Annotated in this window: 22 protein-coding genes; 7 read left to right on the forward strand and 15 right to left on the reverse strand. The window is 64.7% G+C overall.

What is annotated here, in order from left to right:
• Positions 1-14: 14 nt before the first annotated feature.
• Genes HL671_RS09765 through HL671_RS09775 form a run of 3 tightly spaced genes read left to right on the forward strand, consistent with a single transcriptional unit; the run spans position 15 to position 3534 of the window.
• Positions 15-1058 (forward strand): branched-chain amino acid ABC transporter permease, encoded by a 1044-nt coding sequence (locus HL671_RS09765; protein WP_172236281.1) that lies wholly within the window; start codon positions 15-17, stop codon positions 1056-1058.
• Positions 1055-2824, forward strand: a complete 1770-nt coding sequence (locus HL671_RS09770; protein WP_172236282.1) for a branched-chain amino acid ABC transporter ATP-binding protein/permease — start codon at positions 1055-1057, stop codon at positions 2822-2824. The genes HL671_RS09765 and HL671_RS09770 overlap by 4 nt, the downstream gene beginning before the upstream one ends.
• Positions 2821-3534 (forward strand): ABC transporter ATP-binding protein, encoded by a 714-nt coding sequence (locus HL671_RS09775; protein ID WP_172236283.1) that lies wholly within the window; start codon positions 2821-2823, stop codon positions 3532-3534. Before HL671_RS09770 ends, HL671_RS09775 begins: the two co-directional genes overlap by 4 nt.
• Before the next feature lie 69 nt (positions 3535-3603).
• Here HL671_RS09775 and HL671_RS09780 read toward each other — a convergent pair whose 3' ends face one another.
• The 4 genes from HL671_RS09780 to HL671_RS09795 are packed head-to-tail and all read right to left on the reverse strand — an operon-like array spanning position 3604 to position 6809.
• Positions 3604-4305, reverse strand: coding sequence for a hypothetical protein (locus HL671_RS09780; protein ID WP_244424426.1), 702 nt, complete (start codon positions 4303-4305; stop codon positions 3604-3606).
• Positions 4306-4316: 11 nt separating this feature from the next.
• On the reverse strand, positions 4317-4754 hold the full coding sequence (locus tag HL671_RS09785; protein WP_172236284.1) for an acyl-CoA thioesterase: 438 nt from the start codon (positions 4752-4754) through the stop codon (positions 4317-4319).
• Positions 4754-5662: a fumarylacetoacetate hydrolase family protein gene (locus HL671_RS09790; protein ID WP_172236312.1), complete on the reverse strand. Its 909-nt coding sequence runs from the start codon at positions 5660-5662 to the stop codon at positions 4754-4756. Before HL671_RS09790 ends, HL671_RS09785 begins: the two co-directional genes overlap by 1 nt.
• A gap of 40 nt (positions 5663-5702) precedes the next feature.
• A complete protein-coding gene (locus HL671_RS09795; protein WP_172236285.1) occupies positions 5703-6809 on the reverse strand; it encodes a cupin domain-containing protein in 1107 nt (368 codons plus the stop codon).
• Between the two features lie 268 nt (positions 6810-7077).
• Here HL671_RS09795 and HL671_RS09800 point away from each other — a divergent pair, with 268 nt between their 5' ends.
• Genes HL671_RS09800 through HL671_RS09815 form a run of 4 tightly spaced genes read left to right on the forward strand, consistent with a single transcriptional unit; the run spans position 7078 to position 11821 of the window.
• Entirely contained in the window at positions 7078-9237 is a 2160-nt protein-coding gene (locus HL671_RS09800) for a thiamine pyrophosphate-dependent enzyme (RefSeq protein WP_172236286.1), read from the forward strand.
• Entirely contained in the window at positions 9234-10793 is a 1560-nt protein-coding gene (locus HL671_RS09805; RefSeq protein WP_172236287.1) for an indolepyruvate oxidoreductase subunit beta family protein, read from the forward strand. The genes HL671_RS09800 and HL671_RS09805 overlap by 4 nt, the downstream gene beginning before the upstream one ends.
• Positions 10794-10811: 18 nt before the next feature.
• Positions 10812-11339, forward strand: a complete 528-nt coding sequence (locus HL671_RS09810; protein ID WP_244424424.1) for a MarR family winged helix-turn-helix transcriptional regulator — start codon at positions 10812-10814, stop codon at positions 11337-11339.
• Positions 11339-11821, forward strand: a complete 483-nt coding sequence (locus tag HL671_RS09815) for a MarR family winged helix-turn-helix transcriptional regulator (protein ID WP_012043364.1) — start codon at positions 11339-11341, stop codon at positions 11819-11821. Before HL671_RS09810 ends, HL671_RS09815 begins: the two co-directional genes overlap by 1 nt.
• 10 nt (positions 11822-11831) lie before the next feature.
• On the opposite strand, the gene HL671_RS09820 is transcribed toward HL671_RS09815, so the two are convergent.
• From HL671_RS09820 to HL671_RS09870, 11 genes are all read right to left on the reverse strand, one after another.
• Positions 11832-12572, reverse strand: a complete 741-nt coding sequence (locus HL671_RS09820) for an SDR family NAD(P)-dependent oxidoreductase (protein ID WP_172236288.1) — start codon at positions 12570-12572, stop codon at positions 11832-11834.
• A 5-nt stretch (positions 12573-12577) separates the two neighbouring features.
• Entirely contained in the window at positions 12578-14194 is a 1617-nt protein-coding gene (locus HL671_RS09825; protein ID WP_172236289.1) for an ATP-dependent acyl-CoA ligase, read from the reverse strand.
• Positions 14195-14201: 7 nt separating this feature from the next.
• A complete protein-coding gene (locus tag HL671_RS09830; RefSeq protein WP_012043361.1) occupies positions 14202-14678 on the reverse strand; it encodes an aromatic-ring-hydroxylating dioxygenase subunit beta in 477 nt (158 codons plus the stop codon).
• Positions 14675-16015 (reverse strand): aromatic ring-hydroxylating dioxygenase subunit alpha, encoded by a 1341-nt coding sequence (locus HL671_RS09835; RefSeq protein WP_172236290.1) that lies wholly within the window; start codon positions 16013-16015, stop codon positions 14675-14677. Before HL671_RS09835 ends, HL671_RS09830 begins: the two co-directional genes overlap by 4 nt.
• 18 nt (positions 16016-16033) lie before the next feature.
• Positions 16034-16984 carry a PDR/VanB family oxidoreductase gene (locus tag HL671_RS09840; RefSeq protein ID WP_172236291.1) on the reverse strand — a complete coding sequence of 317 codons (951 nt, stop codon included), beginning with the start codon at positions 16982-16984 and terminating at the stop codon, positions 16034-16036.
• A 304-nt stretch (positions 16985-17288) separates the two neighbouring features.
• Positions 17289-18797 carry a glycerol-3-phosphate dehydrogenase gene (locus HL671_RS09845; protein WP_012043358.1) on the reverse strand — a complete coding sequence of 503 codons (1509 nt, stop codon included), beginning with the start codon at positions 18795-18797 and terminating at the stop codon, positions 17289-17291.
• A complete protein-coding gene (locus tag HL671_RS09850) occupies positions 18794-19543 on the reverse strand; it encodes a class II aldolase/adducin family protein (RefSeq protein WP_012043357.1) in 750 nt (249 codons plus the stop codon). Before HL671_RS09850 ends, HL671_RS09845 begins: the two co-directional genes overlap by 4 nt.
• Positions 19544-19561: 18 nt before the next feature.
• The gene (locus tag HL671_RS09855; RefSeq protein WP_172236292.1) at positions 19562-20611 is read right to left on the reverse strand and encodes a 2-hydroxyacid dehydrogenase; all 1050 of its coding nucleotides are present in this window, start codon (positions 20609-20611) and stop codon (positions 19562-19564) included.
• Positions 20604-22184 carry an FGGY-family carbohydrate kinase gene (locus HL671_RS09860; protein WP_172236293.1) on the reverse strand — a complete coding sequence of 527 codons (1581 nt, stop codon included), beginning with the start codon at positions 22182-22184 and terminating at the stop codon, positions 20604-20606. The genes HL671_RS09855 and HL671_RS09860 overlap by 8 nt, the downstream gene beginning before the upstream one ends.
• 2 nt (positions 22185-22186) lie before the next feature.
• Complete coding sequence (locus tag HL671_RS09865; protein ID WP_012043354.1) at positions 22187-23296, reverse strand: ABC transporter ATP-binding protein; 1110 nt, start codon at positions 23294-23296, stop codon at positions 22187-22189.
• Between the two features lie 15 nt (positions 23297-23311).
• Positions 23312-24415, reverse strand: coding sequence for an ABC transporter ATP-binding protein (locus tag HL671_RS09870; protein ID WP_172236294.1), 1104 nt, complete (start codon positions 24413-24415; stop codon positions 23312-23314).
• Between the last annotated feature and the right edge of the window lie 4 nt (positions 24416-24419).

Raw genomic sequence — 24419 nt, forward strand, 5'->3', positions numbered from 1 at the left:
GGAAGCGCGCCGTCATGACGAGCGATATCGCCGCCATTCTTGCGATCGACGGCATCGCCACCGGCGCAGTCTATGCGCTGGTGGCGATCGGAACCGTGCTGATCTTCACGGTCACCCGCGTCATCTTCATTCCGTTCGGCGATATTGCCGCGTTCACCGCGCTGACGCTGGCTGCTCTCGATGCGAAGCGGTTTCCCGGCACCGGAACGCTCGTTCTGGTGCTGGCCTGCCTCGCAACCCTCGTGGAAATCATTTCGCTGCTGCGCACGAACGAGCCGCGGCTCGTGCCGCGCGCGCTGCTGCTTTATCTCGCTCTGCCATGCGCGATCGTCGGCGCAGCCTGGATCGCGACCCGCATGGATCCGCCACTGGCGGTCCGGCTCGTGCTCGCACTGATGCTGATCACCCCGATCGCTCCCCTTCTCGACCGGATCGTGTTTCGTCCGATCGCCGACGGCACGGTGCTGTTGTTGCTGACGGTCTCGGTCGCATTGCATTTTGCACTGGTCGGTCTTGGCCTGCTGTTTTTCGGACCTGAGGGCGTGCGCACCGAACCGCTGACCTCGCTGTCGACCGAGATTGCCGGCATGCTCATCTCCGGTCAGACCATGCTGATCGTGATCGCGGCGCTCGTCTTCAGCGGTCTACTTTATCTGTTCTTCGACTTCACATTGGTTGGCAAATCGCTGCGCGCCACCGCCGTGAACCGGACCGGCTCGCGCCTGATGGGAATCCGGCCGGCACGCGCCGGGACCATCGCCTACCTCCTCGGCTCGCTGATGGCCGGCGTGTCGGGCATCCTGATCGCGCCGGTGAACACCGTGTTCTACGATTCCGGCTTCCTGATCGGCCTCAAGGCTTTCGTCGGCGCGATCGTGGGCGGCCTGACCAGCTATCCCGGAGCGGCGATCGGCGCCGTGGGCGTCGGCATTCTCGAAAGCTTCGCATCCTTCGAGAGCAGCGCGCTGAAGGATGTCATCGTGTTCTCGCTCCTGATCCCGATTCTGATCTGGCGGTCCCTATCCTCCCTGCATTCCGAGGAGGAGATCGAAGAATGACCCGTCTTCACGTCCAACTGGCGGCAATGGTGGCGATGCTGTGCCTTGCTGCCGCGCCCTTCCTCCTGCCCCCGTTCACGATCACGCTGATGAACTATATCGGGGTGTATTCGCTGGTCGCGATCGGCCTCGCGCTTCTCACCGGCGTCGGCGGCATCGTCTCGTTCGGACAGGCGGCTTTCGTCGGGATCGCGGCCTATGCCACCGCCTGGGTGTCGGCCCTCAACGGACACTCCCCCTGGGTCGGCCTCCTCCTGGCGTTGACGCTGACCTGCAGCATCGCGACCCTGCTCGGGCTCGCCACCCTTCGGCTGCAGGGGCATTTCCTCTCGCTCAGCACCGTGGCATGGGGGCTCGCGATCGGCTTCCTGTTCGGCAATGTGGAAGGGCTCGGACGCTTCAACGGCATCGCATCGATTCCGCCGATCAGCTTCGGGTCCTATGCCCTGGTCTCCAGCGCGCAGGTCTATTTCCTGATCTGGGGCATCGTCGCAGCCGTTCTCTGGATCGGATATAATCTGCTGGACTCGCGCCTCGGCCGCGCGATGCGCGCGTTGCGGGGCGGCAACACGCTGGTCGAGAGCCTCGGCATCAGTGCGTTCCGGATCAAGCTGCTGATCTTCGTCATCGCGGCGTTTCTGGCGGCCCTGTCCGGCTGGCTCTACGCCCATATGAGCCGTTTCATCAGTCCCGGCCCGTTCGATGCCGGCATGGGCATCGAGTACCTCATGATGTCGATGGTCGGCGGCGCAGGAAGTCTGCTTGGGGGCGTCGTCGGCGCCGCGATCGTGACGCTGCTCAAGAACAGCGTCCAGGACTATCTGCCATTGATCGCCAAGGGGGCATCCGGCCAGCTTGAGATCGTCGCCTTCTCCGCGCTGTTCATCCTGTTCCTGCAATGGGCCCGGCAGGGGATCGTGCCATTCGTCGGGCGCTATCTGCCGAAGCTGCGTCGCGATCGGCCGCAACCCGCCCCTGCCCTGCCGCGCCGTGCACAGCCTGCGCCTGGAGAGCTGCTGCTCAAAGTGGACGGTGCCGAGCGACGTTTCGGCGGCCTTGTCGCCGTGAACAATGTGAGCTTCGACGTGCGCTCCGGGGAGATCCTGGCCGTGATCGGGCCGAACGGCGCCGGCAAGAGCACCATGTTCAACTGTCTGACGGGCGCGCTCCGCGTCAACAAGGGCGACATCGTCTTTGCTGGACGCTCGATCACCCGTGAGGCGCAATCGCGGATCGCCAAGGCGGGCATCGCCAGAACGTTTCAGCACGTCAAGCTCAGGCCGCGGATGAGCCTGCTCGAAAACGTGATGCTCGGCACCTATGCTCGGACCCGCACCGGCCTGCTCGCGAGCGCCTTGCGCCTCAACCGGCGCGAGGAGGCCAGTGCGCAGTTCGAAGCGCTGCGTCAGTTGGAGCGCGTCGGGCTCGGCGACAAGCCGTTCGACATCGCCGGCAACCTGCCGCTCGGCAACCAACGCATCCTGGAGATCGCGCGGGCCCTCGCCGCGGACCCGGCGCTGCTGGTGCTCGACGAACCGGCTGCCGGACTTCGCCGCCAGGAGAAGCTGCGGCTGGCCGAACTGCTCAGGTCGTTGCGGAATGACCACCTGACCATCCTGATCGTCGAGCACGATATGGAGTTCGTGATGTCCCTGGTCGATCGCATCGTCGTGCTCGATTTCGGATCCAAGCTCTGCGAAGGCGACCCCGCCGCGATCCGGAACGACGAGCGGGTTCAAGAAGCCTATCTCGGAGGCGTCGCGTGAGCCCGATGTTCGCTATGACGGATGTGACCGTCTGTTACGACCATGTCGAAGCGGTCCGCAACGTGTCGCTGTCGGTCGAAGAAGGACAGATTGTCACGGTGATCGGCCCGAACGGGGCCGGCAAGACCACGCTGCTGATGGCGGCAATCGGGCTGCTCGCGTCGCGCGGCCGGATCCGTTTTCAGGGCAGCGAGATCGGCAGGATGTCGGTCGAAAACCGCGTCGAGCGGCGGCTGTGTCTCGTTCCGGAAAAGCGCGAGCTGTTCTCCGACATGACGGTCGCGGACAATCTCCTGCTCGGCTCCTACAGCCTGCGCGATCGCTCGGGTGTCCGCCAGGCGCTCGACGAGGTGTATGATCGCTTCCCCCGGCTTCGGGAGCGGCAACGCCAGACTGCCGGAACACTCTCCGGCGGTGAACGCCAGATGCTGGCGCTGGGACGGGCATTGATGGCCAAGCCGAAGCTGCTCATGCTGGACGAGCCCAGCCTTGGTCTTGCTCCGCTGATCGTGCGCGAAATCTTCCGCACCATCGCGTCCTTGCGCGATCTCGGCGTGTCCATCCTGCTGGTCGAGCAGAACGCTCGCGCGGCACTCGAGACGGCCGATTACGGCTATGTGCTCGAGACCGGCGAGATCGTCCAGTCGGGCCCGGCCAAGGACCTGATCCACGATCCCCGGCTGATCACAGCCTATCTCGGCGGCCATTGACGCGATGGTGTGACGGGCTGGCCGCGGCGCGTGGACAAATCGTCCAAGCGGGCAGCAACGCTCGCCACGCTATGGATGTGCCGTGCCGGGACGGACCGTCGTGGTCAGCATCGGAAAATGCTTGTTGCCGCCCGCAAATGGCGGGAAGCGGAGAAAGTCCTCCCGCATCCGCTTGATCACATCGGAACTCAGCGCCCGCGCCAGCGCGTCCGGACTGTCGAACACCAGTTTGTTGCGCTGCATGTGCTCGACGCGTCGTGAGGGCAGCCGGTCGATCCAATCGACCCGCGTATAGATCTCGATCTGGCGGACATCCGGAAACGTCCGCATGATCGCGGGATGGTGCTCGATATAGTGCAGATTCCAGGCGTTCATGTCGTCGGCTGGCCCCGGATAATGAACGAGATAGCTGCACGGTCTCACCGTGCCGTCCGGATGCGTGGCGACATCGACAGGGAAACGTCGCGTCACCATCACCTGATGCGTGACGTCCAATCCAGCAAGGCTCGACAGCCCCCTGCCCGTTGCCAGGCCAGAGAGAATGCCGCCCCTGTTCAGGGCAGCCTCACAGGTCGGCAAGTCCGGAAAGCGCAGTTGCAGTGCAAATGCCGGTCCGGCACCGTCGGCGCGATAGGGATGATCGACGGACTGCTCGAGTGGCGTAAACAGCAGCCCTTCCGTCATATCCGGGATCGACGCGACTGCCTCGATCGCGGCCGCGAGATCCCCGGCACTGATCCGCCGCTCGCCGGCCATGTCAGCAAAGGTCATGAAACATGAGATCATGCGATGGATCGTGCTCCGTCGGCCGCGATCTCCAGGCCTTTCACAAGCGCCGCACGAACGTCGTCCGGCCATGGAATGGCACGGCGATCAACCAAGGATGTTGCAGCCAGGATCTGATTTGCGGTCCATCGGGCGCCATCCGATCCCGATATCACGTGGCCCAGTTGAAGCGATGCCCGGCCGACGCGCTTGATGCGGAGCTCGAAGGTCAGCCGGTCGCCGAACAGCGACGGGACCGAGAAATCGCAGTCGAGATGCACCGTGGGGGTCCCGATCTTGCGGACCGTGATCAGCTCCTGCCAGGGAAAGCCGATCGTCGCCCAGAACTCCTCGACAACTCCATTGAGCATGTCGAGATAGGACGGGAAGTAGGCAATCCCTGAAGGGTCGCAGTCGCCGAATCTCAGCTCGCGCTCGAATGAGAACCGGCTCATCAGATCGCCACCACCGGGTGCCTGATGACCCCGATCCCGTCAATGCCGGCCTCGACCACGTCGCCCGGCCACAACCATTCCTGCGGTGTCATTCCGGCGCCGACGCCATCGGGCGTTCCGGTCGCGATGATGTCGCCGGGCTCCAGCGTCATTCCCGAAGAAATGTCCGTGATCAGCGTTGGAATGTCGAAGATCATGTATTTGGTGTTCGAATCCTGCTTCGTTTGCCCGTTCTTCGTGAGCCAGAGACGCAGATCGTGCGGATCGGGTATCTCATCGGCGGTCACGATGCACGGGCCGAAGGGCGCGTAGGTGTCCATGCCCTTCGAGAAAATCCACTGGCCGGCGCGACGATTATCGCGCGCGGAGATGTCGATCATCACCGAATAGCCGAAGACATGCTTCATCGCATTTACGACCGCAATGCGCGTTGCGGTCTTGCCGACGATCACCGCGAGCTCCACCTCCCAGTCGAGCTGCTGCGTCATCTTCGCATTGTGCTGGATGGCCGCGCCCGGCCCGATCACCGCGGTCGGCGGCTTGGAGAAGACCACCGGCTGCTTCGGCAGATCCTTGTCCGTGTCCAGGCTCTTGGCGGACTCCGCAACATGGGCGCGGTAGTTGAGGCCGATGCCGAAAATGTTCTTTCGCGGACGGGGAATGGGAGCCAGCAATTTGACGTCCTCGACCGGGACGGCAGAACCGCTCGGCAGAGATCCGCTTCCGCTGTCCAGGCATTGCCCGAGCGCGGGAAGAAGCGTGACGCTATTGTCGATGAACGACAGCATGTCGTTCGGCCACGAGAGATGGTGCGAGGCACCGAGGCGCTCGACATCGACGACCAGTCCATTGACGAGAGCACCCAGACGGGCGCCGCTGGAGCCCAGGGTGTAAGTAACAAGGCGCATGACGTGACGATCCGGCTTTTCTGGTGGAACTGTTGAAGGCTCAGGACGCTGCGGGCTGATGGCCTGAATTGTCGCCGTAGGCCTCTTCCCGATAGAACCCAAGCCCCTCGATGACCGGGAGGTCGTTGAAGCTGAACAGGCAGGCGTCGTCACTGTCCGACGCATTGCCATGCTCGTGCCAGGCCCAGGACGGGACACAGAAGATATCGCGCTCCTGCCAATCCAGCCGTTTGCCGGCGACGATCGAATACCCCCGTCCCTTGGCGACCTGATAGATGAAGCTGCCGGTGTGCCGATGCGACTTGGTCTTTTCACCGGGCCGGAGCAGTTGCATGCTGGCGCCGATCGTCTGCATCACGTGCCCGCCGGTGATCGGATTGACGTAGTTCATCAGAATTCCGTCAAAGGGCGACCCGTCGGTCGCGGCAGCATACTTCCGCAAGGAGTCGTAAGTCGGCTCCCATTCATATTTGAACATCGGCGAATAGCCCTTCGACCATCGCGAGTCCGCCGGACGAAGACCGGGATTGCCCCAGGTCTTGGTCATATCGTCCACGGGATAGCCGGACTCCTCCTGCTGGATCTTTGGATGCACAGCGAAGAAATTGGCCTCCAGCGCATTGACCAGCGGAATGTCGAGACCATCCTGCCATATGCAGACGGAGCCGCCGGCCTCGACCCCATGCTCGTGCCAGGTCCCATTCGGCGTGAGCACAAAGTCGCGCGCGCCGAGCGTCATCTTGTGGCCGTCGACGATGGTGTAGGCGCCCGTCCCCTCCATGATGAAGCGCAGGGCGGAGGCGGAGTGCGCATGCGCGGAAGCGACCTCCCCGGGATGCATCACCTGCAGGCCGGAATAGAGCCAGCCGACCGCGGCCGACACGTCCCGGCGGCCCGGATTGTTGAGATAGATCACGCGGCGTCCCGCCTTCTCCGGGGAGACCAGCTCCACCGACCGGAGCACATGCTCGCGCAGATCCTGGTAGCGCCAGAGCACGGGAACGGACGCAGATTGCGGCTGCCATGGCTCGATCTTGTTGGCGACCGTCCAGAGCGCTCCCGCCTCGTATTTCTCCAGATCCTTGTAGTAGGCCTGTAGCTCGGGCGTATCCTCGACATTGGCCCGACCGATGACGTTCTCGCGCATTCTTCCCTCCATGTGTGCGTCACGGCGTGTCTGGCGGCGGCCTCGTCCACCAATGCGGCCTTGGCAGCGGTCGCGCTTGCGTCGAGACAGGCGGGGTGAGGCCTGGACCGCGGCAGCCCTGAAACCAGAGTGTTTCAGCATCCGGACCGCGCCGTCACCGGCCTGTGGTAACGTCCCGGAGCGATGCTCCGGAAGGATCGGCAACGCTTAACCGCGTTGACTTATTTCACATGTAAAATTATGATATCGCATATTTCTGGAGGGTGCAATGGCGGAACGTTCTTTTGCGCGCGAGGTCGAGGATCTCCGGCTTGGGCACGGCGACACCTTTCGCGGCGAAGGCATCCTCGCAATCACCAAGGCGCTGTTGCAGTCGGGAGTAGCCTATGTCGGCGGCTACCAGGGATCGCCGATCTCGCATCTGATGGACGTGCTCGCCGACGCCAAGGATGTCCTCGATGAGCTTGGCGTCGTCTTCCAGAGTTCGGCGAACGAAGCGGCGGCGGCGGCGATGCTCTCGGCGTCGGTCATGTATCCCCTGCGCGGCGCGGTGGCGTGGAAATCGACCGTGGGGACCAATGTCGCCTCCGATGCGCTGGCCAACCTCGCGTCGGGCGGCGTCACCGGCGGCACGATGATCATCGTCGGCGAGGATTACGGCGAAGGCTCCTCGATCATGCAGGAGCGCACGCATGCCTTCGCGATGAAGTCGCAGATGTGGCTGCTCGACCCGCGCCCCGATCATGAATGCATCGTCAATCTGATCGAGAAGGGCTTCGAGCTCTCGGAATATTCGAACACACCCGTCATGCTCGAGGTTCGTGTTCGCGCCTGCCACATGCACGGAAGCTTCGTCTGCAAGGACAATCTCAAGCCGCGCCACACTATCAAGGACGCCCTCAACAATCCCAAGCGCGACGTCAACCGCATCGTGCTGCCGCCGGCGGCCTACGAGCATGAGCAGGAGAAGATCAAGACCCGGATGCCGGCAGCGATCCGGTTCGTTCACGAGAACAGGTTGAATGAACAGTTCGGACCGAAGCAGGGCAAGGTCGGCATCATCATGCAGGGCGGGATGTACAACAACGTCATCCGCGCGCTGCAATATCTCGGCCTCTCCGACGCTTACGGCAACACCCAGGTTCCGCTCTATGTCATGAACGTCACCTATCCGGTGATCGACAGCGAGGTCGCGGAGTTCTGCCTGGACAAGGAGGCCGTGCTGATCGTCGAGGAAGGTCAGCCGGAATATCTCGAACAGGCGATCAACACCGTGCTCCGGCGGAAGGACATTCAGGCACGCATTCATGGCAAGGACGTGTTGCCCATGGGAGGCGACTATACTGCGCAGGTCCTGCTTGGCGGCGTCCGCGACTTTCTGGAGAGGTGCGAGCCAAGACTGCTCGGCAATCGGCCGCCCGCTCCCGATGCCACGCCCGTGCTCAACCATCCTGCCGTGGAGAGGCTGAAACAGGTCGTACCGGCCCGTCCCCCCGGACTTTGCACCGGTTGTCCGGAGCGGCCGATCTTCGCTGCCATGAAGCTCGTCGAGGAGGAGCTCGGCCAGCACCATGTCTCGGCCGACATCGGCTGCCATCTGTTCTCGATTCTTCCGCCCTTCAACATCGGCGCAACGACCATGGGCTTCGGCCTCGGTCCCGCCTCGACCTCGGCCTTCAACGTGAAGGCTGACAAGCGCGCGATCGCGGTGATGGGCGATGGCGGCTTCTGGCACAATGGACTGACCAGCGGCATCGGCAATGCCGTGTTCAACAAGCACGACGGCGTGTTCGTCATCGTCGACAACTACTACACGTCGGCCACCGGCGGCCAGGACATCCTGTCCTCGCGCGCCACCAATACGCGGCGCAAGACCAACAATTCGATCGTGCAGGCCGTCAAGGGCATTGGCGGCCAATGGGTCCGGCAGATCGATCGCACCTATGACGTCGGCCGGATGCGCGACACCCTCAAGGAGGCGCTGACCACGAAGGCAGAAGGCCCGAAGGTCATCGTGGCGTCCTCCGAATGCATGCTGAACAAGCAGCGTCGCGTGCGGCCGCAGATCAACAAGGCCATCAAGGACGGTGTGCGCACCGTGAAGGAGCGGTTCGGCGTCGATGAAGACGTCTGCACCGGCGACCATGCCTGTATCCGGCTCTCCGGCTGTCCGTCGCTGTCCGTGAAGCAGCTCGACGATCCGCTGCGGGATGATCCCGTCGCCGCCATCGACAATTCCTGCGTCGGCTGCGGCAATTGCGGCGAGGTCGCGGAGGCGGCCGTGCTCTGCCCGTCCTTCTACCGCGCCGATGTCATCCATAATCCGACGCGCTGGGACAGGTTCAAATCCAAGCTGAGCATGGCCGTGATCGGCTGGCTGCAGCAGCGGCGAGACCGCAAGCGCCCCGTGCTCGAGGCGCTGGCATGAGAGACGAATCCACCCGCCTGGCGCTTCCCGCGGCTGGCGATGCCACCGAACGGCCGATCTCGATTGCCATCGTGGCGATGGGTGGCCAGGGCGGCGGCGTGCTCACCGACTGGATCGTTCAGCTCGCCGAGGACCAGGGCTGGGTCGCGCAATCGACATCGGTTCCCGGCGTCGCCCAACGCACCGGCGCGACCATCTATTACATCGAAGCGATGCCGCCGCTCGATGGCCGCAAGCCTGTGCTCGCGCTCACGCCGACTCCCGGCGACGTCGACGTCGTCATGGCGGCCGAATTCATGGAGGCCGGCCGCTCGATCCTGCGCGGCCTCGTGACCCCGGACCGGACCACGCTGATCGCGTCGGATCATCGCTCATTCGCGATCGCCGAGAAGATCGCGCCGGGAAATGGCATCGCCGACCAGGGCGCGGTGACCGGCGCGATCGGCATCGCGGCCAAGACCGAGATCGTCTTCGACATGAATGCGCTGGCGATCGCCCATGGCAGCGTCATTTCGGCGGCGATGTTCGGCGCCCTCGCCGCGGCCGGCGTTCTGCCGTTCAATGTGGAGAGCTTTCGCGCAGTGATCCGCGCCGGCGGCAAGGGCGCGAATGCCAGCCTGCGGACCTTCGATGCCGCCCTCGCCCAGGTTCAGACGGGATCCTTCGCGGCCGCGGCACCAGAACCGGCGGAGGCCACCCGCCCGGCTCCCGCTCCGATGGAGCCGGGTCTCGCCGCCCTTGTCACGCGCCTCAAGCAGCAATTCCCGGCCCCTGTGCAGGCCATGGCGCTGGCCGGACTGAAGAAGGTTATCGACTTCCAGGATCTCGCTTACGGCAGCGAATATCTGGATCTGCTCGACAGGTTGCTGGCGGCCGACCGCCAATGCGGCGGCGGCGACAAGGCGTTCGCCTTCACCGAGGCCGCGGCGAAATACCTCGCCAACGCCATGGCCTATGATGACGTCATCCGGGTCGCCGATCTGAAAACACGGGCGGGCCGCCGCGCACGGATCGCGAATGAACTCGAATTGTCGCAGGATTCCGTGCTGCAGACGACCGAATTCATGCATCCCCGGATGGAGGAGGTGATCGGCATGCTGCCAGCGCGCCTCGGCCGCTGGCTCGGCGGCAAGCCGCGTCTGGTCGGCTGGCTCGACCGCCGCGTCAGCAAAGGGCGCCGGGTCCGGACCTACTCCCTCCCCTGGTTCCTGGCCCTCTATGCCGTCGGCGGGTTCCGCGGCCTGCGCCGCGCCACCCTGCGTCACGCTGTCGAGACGGCGCACCGGGACGAATGGCTCGCGGCCGCCACAGCGGCCGTCCGGAGCAATTACCAGCTGGGCGTCGAAATCCTGCAATGCCGCCGTCTGGTGAAGGGCTATTCCGATACGCACGGAAGAGGTCTTTCGAAGTTCGACCGCACGCTTGCAGCGATCAAGCTGATCGAGCGGCGCGAGGATGCCGCCGACTGGGCACGGCGGCTGCGGGAAGCCGCGCTGAAGGACAGCGCGGGCACCGAGCTCGACGGCGTGATCCGGACCATCAAGTCTTTCGCCTGATCGCGCCGGCTGCGCATCTTGCCGTTCACTGCCCCTACTCGACGGGACGCCATGTCTGCAGCACGCGAGAAGGCCACCACGCCCGCCACCGGACAGACCGAGACCCGGTTCTGGCTGCAACTTCTGTCGCTTCACGGCGAGCTGTTTGCCGCCCTGAACGCGGCGATGATCGCGGAACTGGGCTTGTCCTTGGCGAAGTTCGATGCGCTCGCTCAGCTCGCCCGCTATCCTGACGGTCTGACGCTCGGGCGGTTGACGCAGAACCTGAAAGTGTCGGGCGGCAATGTGTCAGGGCTGGTGCAACGTCTGGCGGCGGACGAGCTCATCAGCAGGGAGATGTCGAACGAGGATCGGCGTTCGTTCATTGTTCGCTTGACGCCCAAGGGCGAAGCGGTGTTCAGGAAGGCGGCTGGCGTGCACAACAGGCATCTGCGACAGCGCCTCGAAGATGTCCCGACTCACGAACTGGAGGCCGCGCTTTCGATCCTACGGTCGATCTCCTCCAAAGTCCGCTCCGAGCAGAAAAATCAGAATCGCAGGACCTAATGGCCAAGGACTCCAGGAATCGGTGGAAATCGGGACCACCTCGGACGCGAGACCAGCTGCAGAGCTACATTCCCTATCTCCTCAACCGGCTCGCCAATCGCTGGAACCTCGATCAGAACCGTGATCTCAGCGAGCACGGCATCAACAACGTCGTATTCCGAACCTTGTCGGTGCTGTTCATCTACAAGACCCTCACCGTCAATGAGGTCGCCGTTCTCGCCGTGACCGAACAGTCGACCGCGAGCCGCATGGTCGAATCCATGGTGACGTCGGGCCTCGTGAAGCGGGAGATTGCCGAGGAGGATCAGCGCCGGCGGGTCGTGGGCCTCACTCCGGACGGCGAAGCCTTGCTGCGAAAGGTCTGGCCGATCATGGAACGAAACTATGATCGGCTGACCGCGGGCATCGACCCCGACGAGATCGAGATCTGCGCGCGCGTGCTCGCCAAGATGGTCACCAACATCCGGCAGAACGACATCTGACCTGCCGAGGTCAGGGACCGAGGCCGACCAGGCTGGCGCCGCCGCAGACATACAGCACTTGTCCGGTCACGAAGTCGGAACGCTCGTCGAGGAAGAATTCGATGGCATGGGCCACGTCCTCGCGCGCGCCGAGCCGTCCCACGGGGATGTTGCGCGCCATCCGCTCCTGCTGCTCCGATCCCTTGGGAATGACGCCCCAGAAATTATCCGTCAGGATCGGGCCTGGGGCGACGACGTTCACCGTAATGCCCCCGGACGCGAGTTCGAGCGCCCAGGTCCGCGCCATCCCATGGACTCCGGCCTTGGTCGCGGAATAGGCCGAGCGCGTCACCGCGCCCATCGCCGCGCGCGAGCTCACGAAGACAATTCGTCCGAACCGACGCGCGCGCATTCCGTCCAGCGCCGCCTGTGTCAGAAGCATCGGCGCTCCCAGATGCAACTGCGCAAGCGTCAGAATATCTTCCGGCTTGGCATCGGGCAGAAGATTGGGAAGGATCACGCCGGCATTATGCACGAGACAATCAACGGCATGGGCCTGACAGATCTCCTGCGCGATCGCGCGCGTGGCGTCGATGCTGGTCAGGTCGGCGCGATAGGCCGCGAGCAAGTCATGCGTCCAGTCCGGCTTGTCCAGGCCGACCGAGACCACGCGCTGCCCCCTCGCGACGAGCCTCTTTGCCAATTCCTCGCCGATCCCGGAATTTCCACCGGTGATGAGCGTGGTCCGTCTTGGACCGGAGGTCTGCTGCATGGTCATCACACCTGCCGCCGCTTGAGATCACGCAGATCGAAGAACGCGCCATCCTGCATCAGTCTGGCGACGTGATCCTTCAGTCCGCCGCGCTGGATCTTCTCGGTTGCCGTCAACGGCAAACGGTCCACGAAGCAGATCCAGCCCGGAGCCTTGTAATAGGCCATCTGCGCGAGACTCCAGCGGACGATCTCCTCGGCCAGTTTGCGGTCCGCACCGCCCTGCTCCGCAATGATGACCGCCGCAACCTCGTCGCCACGAACCTTGTCAGGTGTCGCTGCCACCGCGGCCTGCCGGACTGCAGGATGGCGGTTGAGGACCGACTCGACCTCGACCGCGGCAATATTCTCGCCCGATCGGCGGATGACGTTCTTCTTGCGATCGACGAAATGCAGATCGCCATCGTCGTCGCGGGAGACGATATCACCGGTATGAAACCATCCGCCCTGCCACGCTTCCGCGGTGGCTTCCGGGTTCTTCAGATATTCCCGGAAGAAGCCGTAGCGCGGATCCGGGCCCGCCCGCCGCACCAGCAATTCGCCCGGCGATCCCGCCGGCGTCTCTTTGCCGCTGTCATCGACGATGCGGATCTCGATGTCAGCGGACGGCCGCCCGAAGCAGCTGGTGCCGACCTTGCGCGGCTCGACATTGGCGGCGATGACGCCGCCGCTTCCCGTCTCGGTCATCGCCCAGGCTTCCAGCAGCGGGAAGCCGAAACGCTCCTCGAACGGCGCATGCAGGAGCTTGTCCACGCCGGCCCCGAAGCCGAAGCGCACCGAATGCGCGCGATCCTCCGCCGATGCCGGCGCGCTCATCAACATCGACGGCATGACGCCCAGATAGTGCAGGCAGGTCGCGCGGCTTTCCTTGACCGAGTCCCACCAGGAGCGCGGATGGAAGCGATCCAGCATCGTGAGACAGCCGCCGACCGACAACATCGCCATCAGCGATACGGCCATGGCGTTCATGTGAAACAGCGGCAACGGCGTGATCATCCGCTCGCGACCAGTCCTGAGATCGATCAACCCGCCGACGTCCCGATACCAGTCTCCGCTGTAGAGGTAGTAGGTATTGGTGAGCACGCAGCCCTTCGGCTGACCTGTCGTCCCCGACGTATACAGCAATGCGCATTCGGAAGATGCATCGCCGGCCCGAGACGGATGCGGGCCGCCAAACGGCGCGGGGATGTCGTCCTCGACCGTCACCACCGGGATTGGACGGCCGGCATTGCGCGCAGCCGCCTCCACCTCCTCGCGCCGTTCGGCGAGGACGAAGGCCGCATTCATGTCTGAATGCGCGATGATGTATTCGAGCTCGCTGAGCCGGAGATCCGGGTTGATCGGGACGACCGAGACCCCGAGCGCGTTGAGCGCGAACCACAGCTCGACGAAGACCGGTCTGTTCTGAAGCAGCAGCCCGACCCGATGGCCCTCGCCATAGCCCCGTTCTGCGAACGCAGCCTGCCACGCGTCCACCCGCGCGAGCATGGTGGCATAGCTGATCTCGCCGGGCGCGATGCCGTAATTCGCGGCGGTCTCCGTCAGCACGTTGAGAAATGCCGATGGACCGAACCGCAGCGCGGTGTCGCGAAAGCGGGCGTAGACGGAAGGAGAAGTCGTCAAGAGGCCCTCACATGAAGAGCTGGATGTTGCCGAACGGAGCGTCGAAATTGACGAGATCGATCCGCTTCAGCTTGATTTTCAGGTGACCATCGCTCTCGATCAGGTCGTGCGACGCCCATCCCGAATAGCGTTCAAGCACATCCCCACGGGTCTCGGTATAGATGAAAGACGTCCGCGCCTTGAACAGTCCATTGGCCGGATCGCAGGCAGTGATCGTCGGCGCCTGCAGCAGATGATGGCAGCGACTCTTCGGCTTCTGGCTGAAGGTTCGCTCACCCGCCAATCGCTCCACACGCACCTTCAGCAGCAGCAGATCCTCATACATCAAGGACGGCTGCAGCACGGGATCCTGCTGCTGCCATTCCAGCGGCATCCAATAGCGCCCACTGGCGTGGAACAGAGCGAGCCACGCGTCCCACTGCATCGTGTCGAGAAGCTCGGCCTCGCGATAGATGAAATCGGTGATGCTCTTCTCGGTGATCATTCGGCGGCCTCGACGCGCTTGTCCATGTTCATGGTCATAAACTTGGCCCAGGCATGAAACTGGTTGCGCATCTGGCGCTCCGAGGTGCCATTGATGACGGCGGTGACGTCATCCGCTTCGCCGGGCTCGTGCAGCCGCTGCAGATTGACCCACTGGTTGCCATTCGATGTCAGGCCCTCCTGAGCCCGCTCATACATTTCGAGATCATCATGCCCGACGATCGAGGTCGGTGCATTGATGAAGCGGTTGTACATCAGCGCGCGCTCGTAGAGCTTGTCGGGAGCGCCGACAAGACGGTACACCCAGCTCTCGACCAGGGTCTTGTCGACCGCGATCGGGATGAAGTTGCGCAGGATCTGCACGGCGCCCTTCACCATGATGTTCGGGAAGTAGATCGTGTTGTGCCTGACTTCGCCCAGAACCTCATGGGCGCGCTTCTCGCCATAGGTCGCGACCATCTGCTCGACATAACCCTCGACATCCGAGTAGTTCGAGTGGATGGAATTCGCAACGCCGGTATGGCCGTGGCCGTTCGGCCAGATCCTGATGCCGCTCTGCTCGTAGAACTCGTAAGGGCTCATGAACGGAGCATAGAGCTGCACCGCCATCGGCGTCTCCGTCGAGTCGCCCTGCTCGCGCTTCCAGACCTTGACCGCGGTGCCGGCTGAACTCTCATGCGCAACCATCGGATGACACGTATCGGTCTGGTTCTCGACCAGCATCTTCCAATTGCAGTTGTGCATGTAGCGGATCGGCGCGGCCACGACCGCGAGCTTTCCTTCCGGAGAGCGATCAACCATGTTGTCGATGGTCGAGAGGCTTTCGCCGAAATAGTCCGCGAAGGACAGGCCTGCATCGCTCAGACGGACAAAGATGAAGTCGCGATAGACCACGACGTTCTTGACCTTCGCCAATCCTTCGCTGGCTTGCGTGTCGGGAAAGCCGGTGCCCTCATATCCCTTCTTCAAAGGGATGGCGAGCAGCGAACCGTCGGTCTTGAACGACCAGGCGTGGTAGGGACAGCGGAAGAATTTTCCAGTGTTGCCGCACGGCTCCGAGGCGATCTTGACGCCCTTATGCGGACACCGGTTGTAGAAGACATGGATGGCGCCATCGCTATGGCGGCTGGCCATCAGCGGCTGGCGGCCGACATTGGCGGTGATGAAATCTCCTGGTTTCGAAAGCTGGCTGGCATGCCCGATATAGATCCAGCTGTTCGGAAACAGGTGCTCCATCTCGAGATCGAAGATCTCGGGATCGACATAGACGTCGCGATGAACCTCGGCCTTGCGGACCAGCGCCATGATGGCGCCGGCATCATTCCCGTATCTTCCCATGGCGAGCCTCGACTCTCTTCAAAGATCCAACACCAGCCGGTCTGATTTCGCGCGCGACACACAGATCTGCATCAACTTGTTGGAGCGCTTCTCCTCATCGCTGAGAATGACGTCGCGATGATCAGGAACGCCCGCGATCACGCCGCACTGGCAGATGCCACAATCGCCGCGCTGACAATCATAGAGCACGTCGAGCCCGGCCGCCTCCAGCGCTTGAATGATCGTCTGATCTGCCGCGACCGTGACGACCTGCCCCGTCGATCTCAGCTCGACCTCGAACGGCCGGTCTGGCGAACTGGGCGTCTCCGCCCGAAACAGCTCGAAATGAATGCGATCCGGCGGGACGCCTTTCGTCAGCGCCGCGGCCTTCACCGCCTCGATCATGCCTGCCGGGCCGCAGACATAGACGTGAGACCCGGGCGCAGCCGCGGCCAGGGCGGCCGCGATGTCCAAGCGCGACTCGTCGCTGTCATAGTGGATCGAAAGGCTGCGACCACAGATCGCCTGCAACTGTGGCAGGAAAGCGAGCCCTCCCGGCGCCCGCCCCGCATAGTGCAGCCGGAACGGATGTCCTCGCGCGCTCAACTCGGCAGCCATCGAGAGAATGGGAGTGATGCCAATACCGCCAGCGAACAGCAGCGCCGGCGCGGCGCCAGCATGCAAAGGAAAGTTGTTGACCGGCGCGGACGCCTTTACGACATCGCCCGCTCTCAACGCGTGCATGTAGTGCGAGCCGCCGGTCGACGCGGCCTCGCGCAACACGCCGAGCGCCAGCACGCCAGCCGGCAATTCCGGCAGGGCCAGCAGAGAATACGGCCGGTCTCCGCCGTTCGGGAGGGCGACGCGAATATGGGCCCCGGCCTGCCAGTCCGGGACGGCTCCGCCCTCCACGCCGAACACAAGGCTCCGAACGTGCGGTGTCTCCGCAGCGATCGACAGCACCTTGAGCGTCAGCGGATGCGTCTCCATTCCGGCATCTCACATTATATGAATTTGCATATTTTTAGAGGTGTAATAATTGACTGTCAATCGTCGGGACCGATTGTCGACAGCCCGCTCTGCACGGTTCTCCTGGGCAAACTCGACTGCACCGCAAGAGCGATCTGCCGCCGCTTGAAGCGTAGCGGCTGGCGTGACGGCCCTCCAGGTAAAAATAGCAGCAGAACGATCCGTTGAATGCCGTCGCATTGGGCCGGTCGCCGGCCCCAGGTCACACCGGCGTCGGTTCACCCCGCGCAGACTCCTTCACCAGGTCAGCGGTGCTCCCACCGCCTCAGAACTGAAGCTCGAACGCCTCGCGCTCGCTGCGGGTCAGATGCAGCCCGTGCTTGGTACGCCGGTCCAGGACATCGGCCGCGGTCACGGCCCACTCGCGTTCGCGCAGATAGAAAAGTTCGCGTTCATAGAATGTGCCGCCGAAATGACGGCCGAGATCGTTCGGGCTGCGGGCGGTGCCGAGCAGATCCCGCGCACTGCTGCCATAGAGCCGCGCATAATGCGCCACCAGCTCGCGCGGCAGTCCCTGATAGTCGCGAGCGAGATCGATGAGGAACTGTTCGAACGGCCCGCCGAGATCGCCGCCGGGAAGACAGGCGCCCGCCGTCCACGCCGGCGCCAGTTGCGGAAACCACGGCGCGAGCCGCTCCAGCGCCTGCTCCGCGAGGCGGCGGAAGGTCGTGATCTTGCCGCCGAAGATCGACAGCAGCGGCGGCTGATCGGCCGCCCCATGCACCTCGAACACGTAGTCGCGCGTCACCGCGGACGGATTGTCGGCATTGTCGTCATAGAGCGGCCGCACGCCGGAGAACGCATGAACGATGTCGCCCTTGCCCGGCGCGGCGCGGAAATAGCGGTCGAGCACGGCCAGGAGATAATCGACCTCGCCGTCATCGACCGCGACGTCCTCGGCGCGACCATTGTGCACGATGTCGGTGGTGCCGATCAACGCGAGGTCGCTCTCATAGGGATTGACGAAGATCACGCGGCGGTCGGTGTTCTGCAACAGATAGGCCTGCGATCCGCTCCAGAACTTCGGCACCACGAGATGACTGCCTTTGACCAGCCGCACGTGATGCGCCGAGTTCAATCCCGCGACGCCTTGCACCACATCCTGCACCCAGGGGCCGGCGGCGTTCACCAGGGCCCGTGCGCGAACGATCTGCAATTCGCCGTTGGCCGCTCGCATCTCCAGATGCCAGGCGCCGTTCTCCCGCCTTGCGCTGACGGCGCGGGTCCGCGGCAGGATGGTGGCGCCCTTGCGCGCGGCATCGACGAGATTGAGGATCACCAGCCTGGCATCGTCGACCCAGCAATCCGAATATTCGAAACCGCGCCGGAACTCCTCCCGCAGCGGCGCCCCCTCCGGCTCATGCGCGAGATCGACCGCGCGGCTCGGCGGCAGTTGTTTGCGGCCGCCGAGATGATCGTAGAGGAACAGGCCGGTGCGCACCAGCCAGGCGGGCCGCTGCTCCGGCGAATGCGGCAGCACGAAGCGCATCGGCCAGATGATGTGCGGCGCCGAGGCCAGCAGCACTTCGCGCTCGATCAGCGCCTCGCGCACCAGGCGGAACTCGTAATATTCGAGATAGCGCAGCCCGCCATGGATCAGCTTGCCCGAACGCGAGGACGTGCCCTCGGCGAAATCGTCCTTCTCGCACAACAGCACTTTGAGACCGCGGCCCGCGGCATCGCGCGCGATTCCCGCGCCATTGATGCCACCGCCGATCACGGCGACATCGACGTCGCCATGATCCCGGCCGATGCGTGAAACCGTCGCATTCATCGCTTGCTGCTGCGCTTCTTCTCGGGCTTGCGGCGCTCGGCGGCCGCGCGCGCCTTCGTTGCCGACTTCGCGGGCTTGGTCGGCTTCGCCTTGAGCTCCTGCAGGCCGTAGGTCGAGAATCCGCGCGCCGTCTCGGCGATCTCCGCCTCGCCCAGGATGTGCGGCTGGCCGAGCGCCAGCGAGAGATAATACTGCTTGGCGATGGTCTCGAGCTCGACCGCGAGCCACATCGCCTTGTCGAGATTGGCACCGACCGCGATCATGCCGTGATTGGCGAGCAGGCAGCCATTACGCCCTTCCAGCGCCTCCAACGCGAGTTCGGACAATTCAGCCGTGCCGAAACGCGCATAGCCGGCGCAGCGTATATCCATACCGCCGAACGCCGCCATCATGTAGTGGCAGGCCGGGATCGACTTGCGGGCGATGGCGAGCACGGTGGCATAGGTCGAATGGGTGTGCACGACGCTGCCGACATCGGGGCGGCCGCGCATGATGTCCAGATGGAAGCGCCATTCGGTCGAAGGCTTCAGCGGCCCATCCCAGGACCCGTACTCACCTTCGAGCGGCATCGAGGCGATCATCTCGGGCTTCATCGAATCATAGGGCGTCGCCGACGGCGTGATCAGCATCCTGTCCTTGTAGCGGGCCGAGATGTTGCCCGACGTGCCCTGGTTCAAACCCGACGCATTCATCCATCGGCACTTGGCGATGATGTTCTCGCGGATCTGTCGTTCCTCGCGGTTCATGTCGAAAGCCTTTCGTCGTCAGCAGGGATTGAGCGGTGGCTCGCCGGCGAGATAGCGGCGAACCTCTTCGGCCGCCTGGTCGGCGGCAAAGGTGACGGTGCGCACGGAGGCGCCGGCGATGTGCGGCGTCAGCGTGACGTTCGGCAGCTGCAACAGCGGCCAATCCGGCGGCACCGGCTCGACCGCGAACGTGTCGAGCATGGCGCCGGCGAGCCGCTGCGAGCTGAGCGCCTCGTAGAGCGCCTGATAGTCGACCAGCGGGCCGCGGGCCGTGTTGATCAGGATCGCGCCCGGCTTGATCCGCGCCATCGCCTCGCGATCGATGAAGCCGGCGGTCTCGGCGGTGACGCGGGCATGCAGGCTGATGACATCGGCGCGCGCCAGGAGATCGGCGAGCGCCACATGCTCGACGCCGTCATTGCGATCCTGCGCGCTGAGCTGGACGTAGGGATCCGTGACCAGGATCTTGCAGCCGAACGGCTTCAACAGCTTCACCACGCGGGTACCGATCGCGCCGTAACCGACGATGCCCACCGTCATTTCACCGAGCTCGCGTCCGGTGCGGTCGGCGCGGTAGAGATCCCCGCGCCACTCGCCGCCGCGCATCGATTCATGGCCGCTGCGGATCAGCCGGGTCTCGGCGAGCATCGCACCGATGGTGAATTCAGCGACCGCGCTGGCATTGCGGCCGGGCGTGTTGACGACGAGCACGCCGTGATCGCGCGCCGCCTGCATGTCGACATTGACCGGACCGCCGCGCGACACCGCAACGAACTTCAGGCTCGGCAGCCGCTGCAGCATCGCGCGCGAAATCGGTGCCAGATGCGTGACCAGCAGCGGTGCCGTGCCGATGAAGTCGGCCAGTTCGTCCGGATCGCCCATGAACTCCTTCAGGCCGTCGAGCTTGGATCCGGCATAGCCGTGCTCCATCGGCTCGTCCGGCCAGGGCTGTTCGAGCATGCGGATATCGACGCCGCCGCACAGAGCGGTGATGCGCTCGGCGAACACCGAGGGCAGCATGAAACGATCGCCGATAATGGCGATGGAAGGAGACGCGGCGCTAGACATGATTTGCACCTGCGCGCTGTGCGGCGAGCTGCTTCCAGACCGGACGTGCCGCCAGGCGGGCCTCGACATAGGTCGGGAACATCTGCTCGTAGCGCGCCGCAAGCGCAGCGTCCGGCGCCTGCGCCACATCCAAATACGGTCTCACCCAGTCCTCCGCGCAGTCCATCATATTGCTGTAAATGTTGGTGGCCACCGCTGCGATCATCGCCGCGCCCGAGGCTCCCGCCTCCTCGCGACGGCAGACCCGAACCGTGCTGCCGAGCGCAGCACCGAGGATGGTGCCGAGCGCCCGGCTTCGGGCTGCCCCGCCGGTCAGGCGGATCTCCGCCGGCAAAGATCCCATCGCCGCGTAGCAGTCGCGGGCGGCGAAGGCCAACCCCTCCATCACGGCGCGCATCAGGTCCCAATAGCCGTGTCGGGTACGCAGCCCGATCAGCTGCGCGGCAGCCTCGTGCGACACGAATGGTCCGCGCTCGCCGGCATCGGAGATGAAAGGATGATAGAGCAGCTCGCCGGCCCTCGCGTCGAGCACGCGCTCGTCGAGCCGCCTGATCAGATCGTTGCGCGAGCGCGCGATTCCCTCCATGGCGAGCACGCCGCGCGCGACATCGAGCAGCCAGTCGATGTTCAAGGTCGCGGCCATGGTCGACTGCATCTGCGCATAATGGCCCGGCACCGGGAATGGCATCGTATAGCCGGTCGCCTCCGGATTCAGCCTGACCGCATCCGCGCCGTTCACCAGCCGCATATGCATGCCGGTCGAGCCGATGATGGTGCAGCCGACATCGGGGCTGGGGTCATAGAGGCCGCCGCCGAGCGCGTTGCAGATGACGTCGACATAGCCGAGCGCCACCGGCACGCCTTCCGGTAACTCCGTCTCCGCGGCGGCCGTGGCCGCCAAGGGGTGCGTTGCCGCCGCACCATCGACCACGGCCGGAAACAGCCGCGCGGCCGCGGAGATGCCGATAAGGCTTGCAGCTTCGTCGTCGAAGCAGCGCGTGCGGAAGTCGCCGCAGGAGAACGTCGCTTCCGAGGGATCGGTGGCGCGTTGTCCGGTGAGCTTGAAGTAGAGCCAGTCCTTGCAGTGGAACACCGTGCTGGCGCGCGCCAGCATCTGCGCATCATGCGCCTGGAGCCAGGCGAGTTGCGGCCCCTGCTGACACGCACTGAGACCGGATCCGGTGCGGCGATAGAGCGCGGCGTTGCGCTCGCTTGCGCGGAAGGATTCGACGAAAGCTCCGGCCCGCGAATCCAGCCACAGCAATGCGGGCGCCACCGGGCGGCCATCGGCATCGATCAGCCAGGTGCCATCGCCCTGCCCCGTCACGGCGATCGCCGAGACGCGCCGGGCGAGGTCCGGGACCGCCTGCGCCAGGCCACGCAGCGCCGCCACCGTGTCGGCCCAGGTCCGCTGCATATCCTGCTCGACCCGGCCGCCCGGCGCCGTCGTGTAACTGTTGGGAATGGCGAAGTCGCCGATCTGACGACCATCGCGCGTGAAGGCGACCGCCTTGACCACCGAGGTCCCGGCGTCGATGCCGATGATCACGTCGCGGGTCGTAGCGGACGCCATGATCAGCGCGCCTCCGCATGACGGATGCAGAGACCGTCGGTCCCGAACAGATGCAGATTCTTGGCGTCCAGAGCGCAAGGCACGACGTCGCCCGGCCGGGCCGCGACCCTGCTCGACGTGACGGCCACCAGCAGATGGCCGGCGCACTCACCGGCGACATGCGACTGGTCGCCCAGCCATTGATTGGACACGACGCGCAGGCGCGCCTCGCCGCTGCCGATCGCGATCCGCTGCGGGCGAATGCCGACCTTGATGCGGTCGGCCTGCGCCAGCGCCTGCTGCGCGGCAGGTGCCAGGGTCTGGCTCGGAATATCGAAGGCCATGCCGGACCCGGCCGTCAGACGGAAGCCGGCCTCGGCGCGCCTCACCGTCGTCTCCAGCAGATTCATCGGGGGCTCGCCGATGAAGCTCGCGACGAACAGATTGGCCGGGCGGTTCTTCAGCTCCCGCTCGTTGGCGAATTGCTGCAACACGCCGTCCTCCATGACCGCGATGCGATCGGCCAGCGCGCTGGCCTCGGTCTGGTCATGGGTGACGAAGATCGCGGTCATGCCGCGCTCGGCGAGCAGCCCCTTGATGCGGCCGCGCAGCACGGCGCGCAGCTGCGGCTCCAATTGCCCCATCGGCTCGTCGAGCAGATAGAGATCGGCGTCGCGCACGAGCGCGCGCGCCAGCGACACGCGCTGCTGCTGGCCGCCCGAGAGCGCCCGCGGATGGCTGTCCAGGATGTCCTCGATCTCGACGAGGCGCGCGATATTGTCAACGCGTTGAGCGATCTCGCTGCGCGACAATTGCTGCGCCTTGAGCGCGAAGGCGATGTTCTCGCGCACCGTCAGCGGCGGATACAGCGAATAGCCTTCGAACGCCATCGCCACCCGGCGTTTCGCCGGCGGCAGCTCATGGATCGGCCGCTGCGCCAGCGCAATCGATCCGGAGCTCACGCTTTCGAAGCCGGCGATCATGCGCAGCGTCGAGGTCTTGCCACAGCCCGACGAGCCCAGCAGCGCAACGATCTCGCCCGACCTGATATCCATGTCGAGTGCGCGCACCGCATGGACCGGCGGCTTGCCCCGGGTATGATAGACCTTGTCGACGTTGCGGATCTCGAGCATTCCCATGATTGATCCTCAGGCTGCCTGCCGCCGCGGCGGCAGGCCGATGCGCTCTCCGCTGGCATGATCGAACAACAGCGCCGCCTCGGGTGCGAACTGCACGAACACCTCCTCGTCGGCGCCGGCCTCCAGCGCCTCGGGCGCCATCGCCGCCAGCCATTCGGAGCCGTCGGCAAAGCGCAGCAGCAGCACGGCGCGCTCATGCATCGGCGTGATCGCCACCACCCGCGCCGGGATCGCGCCACCGCTATTCTGACGCGTCACCACGACATCGTCAGGACGGACACCGAGCCAACACCGTTGCCGCGTGTTGGTCTCCCGCTCGTTGCGATCGAGCATGATCTCGGTTCCGGCGATGGCGGCCGTCAGCCGCCCCTGATCGGCCACCGGCGACACCTCGGACAGATTGATGCTGGGATCGCCAAACAGCCGCGCCACCGCGACAGATGCGGGCCGGGCATAGATCTCCTCCGGCCGCGCCACCTGCACCAGCCGGCCGTTGATCAGCACCGCGATGCGATCGGCGATTGCCATCGCCTCGCGGTAATCCTGCGTCACATAGAGCGCCGCCGCTGAGCTGCGGCGCAGCAGGCTCGGCAGTTCCAGTCGCATCTCATAGCGCAGCTTGGCATCGACATTGCGCAAGGGATCATCGAGCAGCAGCACCTCGGGATTGCCGATCAGCGCGCGGGCCAGCGCGGTGCGCTGCTTCTGGCCGTTGGACAATTCGCGCGGCCGGTGGCCGAGCACGTGCTCGATCTTCAACAGCCGGCTCATTGCCGTCACCTTGGCGGCGATGTCGGACGCGCCGGTCGCACGCAAGCCGCTGGCGATGTTGTCGCGCGCGCTCATATGCGGAAACAGCGCAAAATTCTGGAACGCCATGCCGATGCCACGCTGCTCGGGCGGCGCATCGACGATGGAGCGGCCGCCCACCAGGATGTCGCCGTCGTCAGGCTCGAACATTCCCGCGATCATGCGCAGCAGCACGGTCTTGCCGCTGCCGGACGGGCCGAACACCGCGACGATCTCGCCGGGCTCGACGGTCAGCGACACGCCCTTGGCACAGCTGACGGCGCCAAAGGACTTGTCGACGGCTTTGAGTTCGAGACGCGCCATGATG

The organism is Bradyrhizobium denitrificans, from assembly GCF_013179005.1.
Classification (GTDB): domain Bacteria; phylum Pseudomonadota; class Alphaproteobacteria; order Rhizobiales; family Xanthobacteraceae; genus Bradyrhizobium; species Bradyrhizobium denitrificans.

Excerpts from the sequence above, each read along its gene's own strand:
- HL671_RS09765 (WP_172236281.1), top strand. The coding sequence starts at position 15 with ATGACGAGCGATATCGCCGCCATTCTTGCGATCGACGGCATCGCCACC.
- HL671_RS09770 (WP_172236282.1), top strand. The coding sequence starts at position 1,055 with ATGACCCGTCTTCACGTCCAACTGGCGGCAATGGTGGCGATGCTGTGC.
- HL671_RS09780 (WP_244424426.1), bottom strand. The coding sequence starts at position 4,305 with ATGACCTTTGCTGACATGGCCGGCGAGCGGCGGATCAGTGCCGGGGAT.
- HL671_RS09785 (WP_172236284.1), bottom strand. The coding sequence starts at position 4,754 with ATGAGCCGGTTCTCATTCGAGCGCGAGCTGAGATTCGGCGACTGCGAC.
- HL671_RS09790 (WP_172236312.1), bottom strand. The coding sequence starts at position 5,662 with ATGCGCCTTGTTACTTACACCCTGGGCTCCAGCGGCGCCCGTCTGGGT.
- HL671_RS09795 (WP_172236285.1), bottom strand. The coding sequence starts at position 6,809 with ATGCGCGAGAACGTCATCGGTCGGGCCAATGTCGAGGATACGCCCGAG.
- HL671_RS09800 (WP_172236286.1), top strand. The coding sequence starts at position 7,078 with ATGGCGGAACGTTCTTTTGCGCGCGAGGTCGAGGATCTCCGGCTTGGG.
- HL671_RS09805 (WP_172236287.1), top strand. The coding sequence starts at position 9,234 with ATGAGAGACGAATCCACCCGCCTGGCGCTTCCCGCGGCTGGCGATGCC.
- HL671_RS09815 (WP_012043364.1), top strand. The coding sequence starts at position 11,339 with ATGGCCAAGGACTCCAGGAATCGGTGGAAATCGGGACCACCTCGGACG.
- HL671_RS09820 (WP_172236288.1), bottom strand. The coding sequence starts at position 12,572 with ATGCAGCAGACCTCCGGTCCAAGACGGACCACGCTCATCACCGGTGGA.
- HL671_RS09830 (WP_012043361.1), bottom strand. The coding sequence starts at position 14,678 with ATGATCACCGAGAAGAGCATCACCGATTTCATCTATCGCGAGGCCGAG.
- HL671_RS09835 (WP_172236290.1), bottom strand. The coding sequence starts at position 16,015 with ATGGGAAGATACGGGAATGATGCCGGCGCCATCATGGCGCTGGTCCGC.
- HL671_RS09840 (WP_172236291.1), bottom strand. The coding sequence starts at position 16,984 with ATGGAGACGCATCCGCTGACGCTCAAGGTGCTGTCGATCGCTGCGGAG.
- HL671_RS09845 (WP_012043358.1), bottom strand. The coding sequence starts at position 18,797 with ATGAATGCGACGGTTTCACGCATCGGCCGGGATCATGGCGACGTCGAT.
- HL671_RS09850 (WP_012043357.1), bottom strand. The coding sequence starts at position 19,543 with ATGAACCGCGAGGAACGACAGATCCGCGAGAACATCATCGCCAAGTGC.
- HL671_RS09855 (WP_172236292.1), bottom strand. The coding sequence starts at position 20,611 with ATGTCTAGCGCCGCGTCTCCTTCCATCGCCATTATCGGCGATCGTTTC.
- HL671_RS09860 (WP_172236293.1), bottom strand. The coding sequence starts at position 22,184 with ATGGCGTCCGCTACGACCCGCGACGTGATCATCGGCATCGACGCCGGG.
- HL671_RS09865 (WP_012043354.1), bottom strand. The coding sequence starts at position 23,296 with ATGCTCGAGATCCGCAACGTCGACAAGGTCTATCATACCCGGGGCAAG.
- HL671_RS09870 (WP_172236294.1), bottom strand. The coding sequence starts at position 24,415 with ATGGCGCGTCTCGAACTCAAAGCCGTCGACAAGTCCTTTGGCGCCGTC.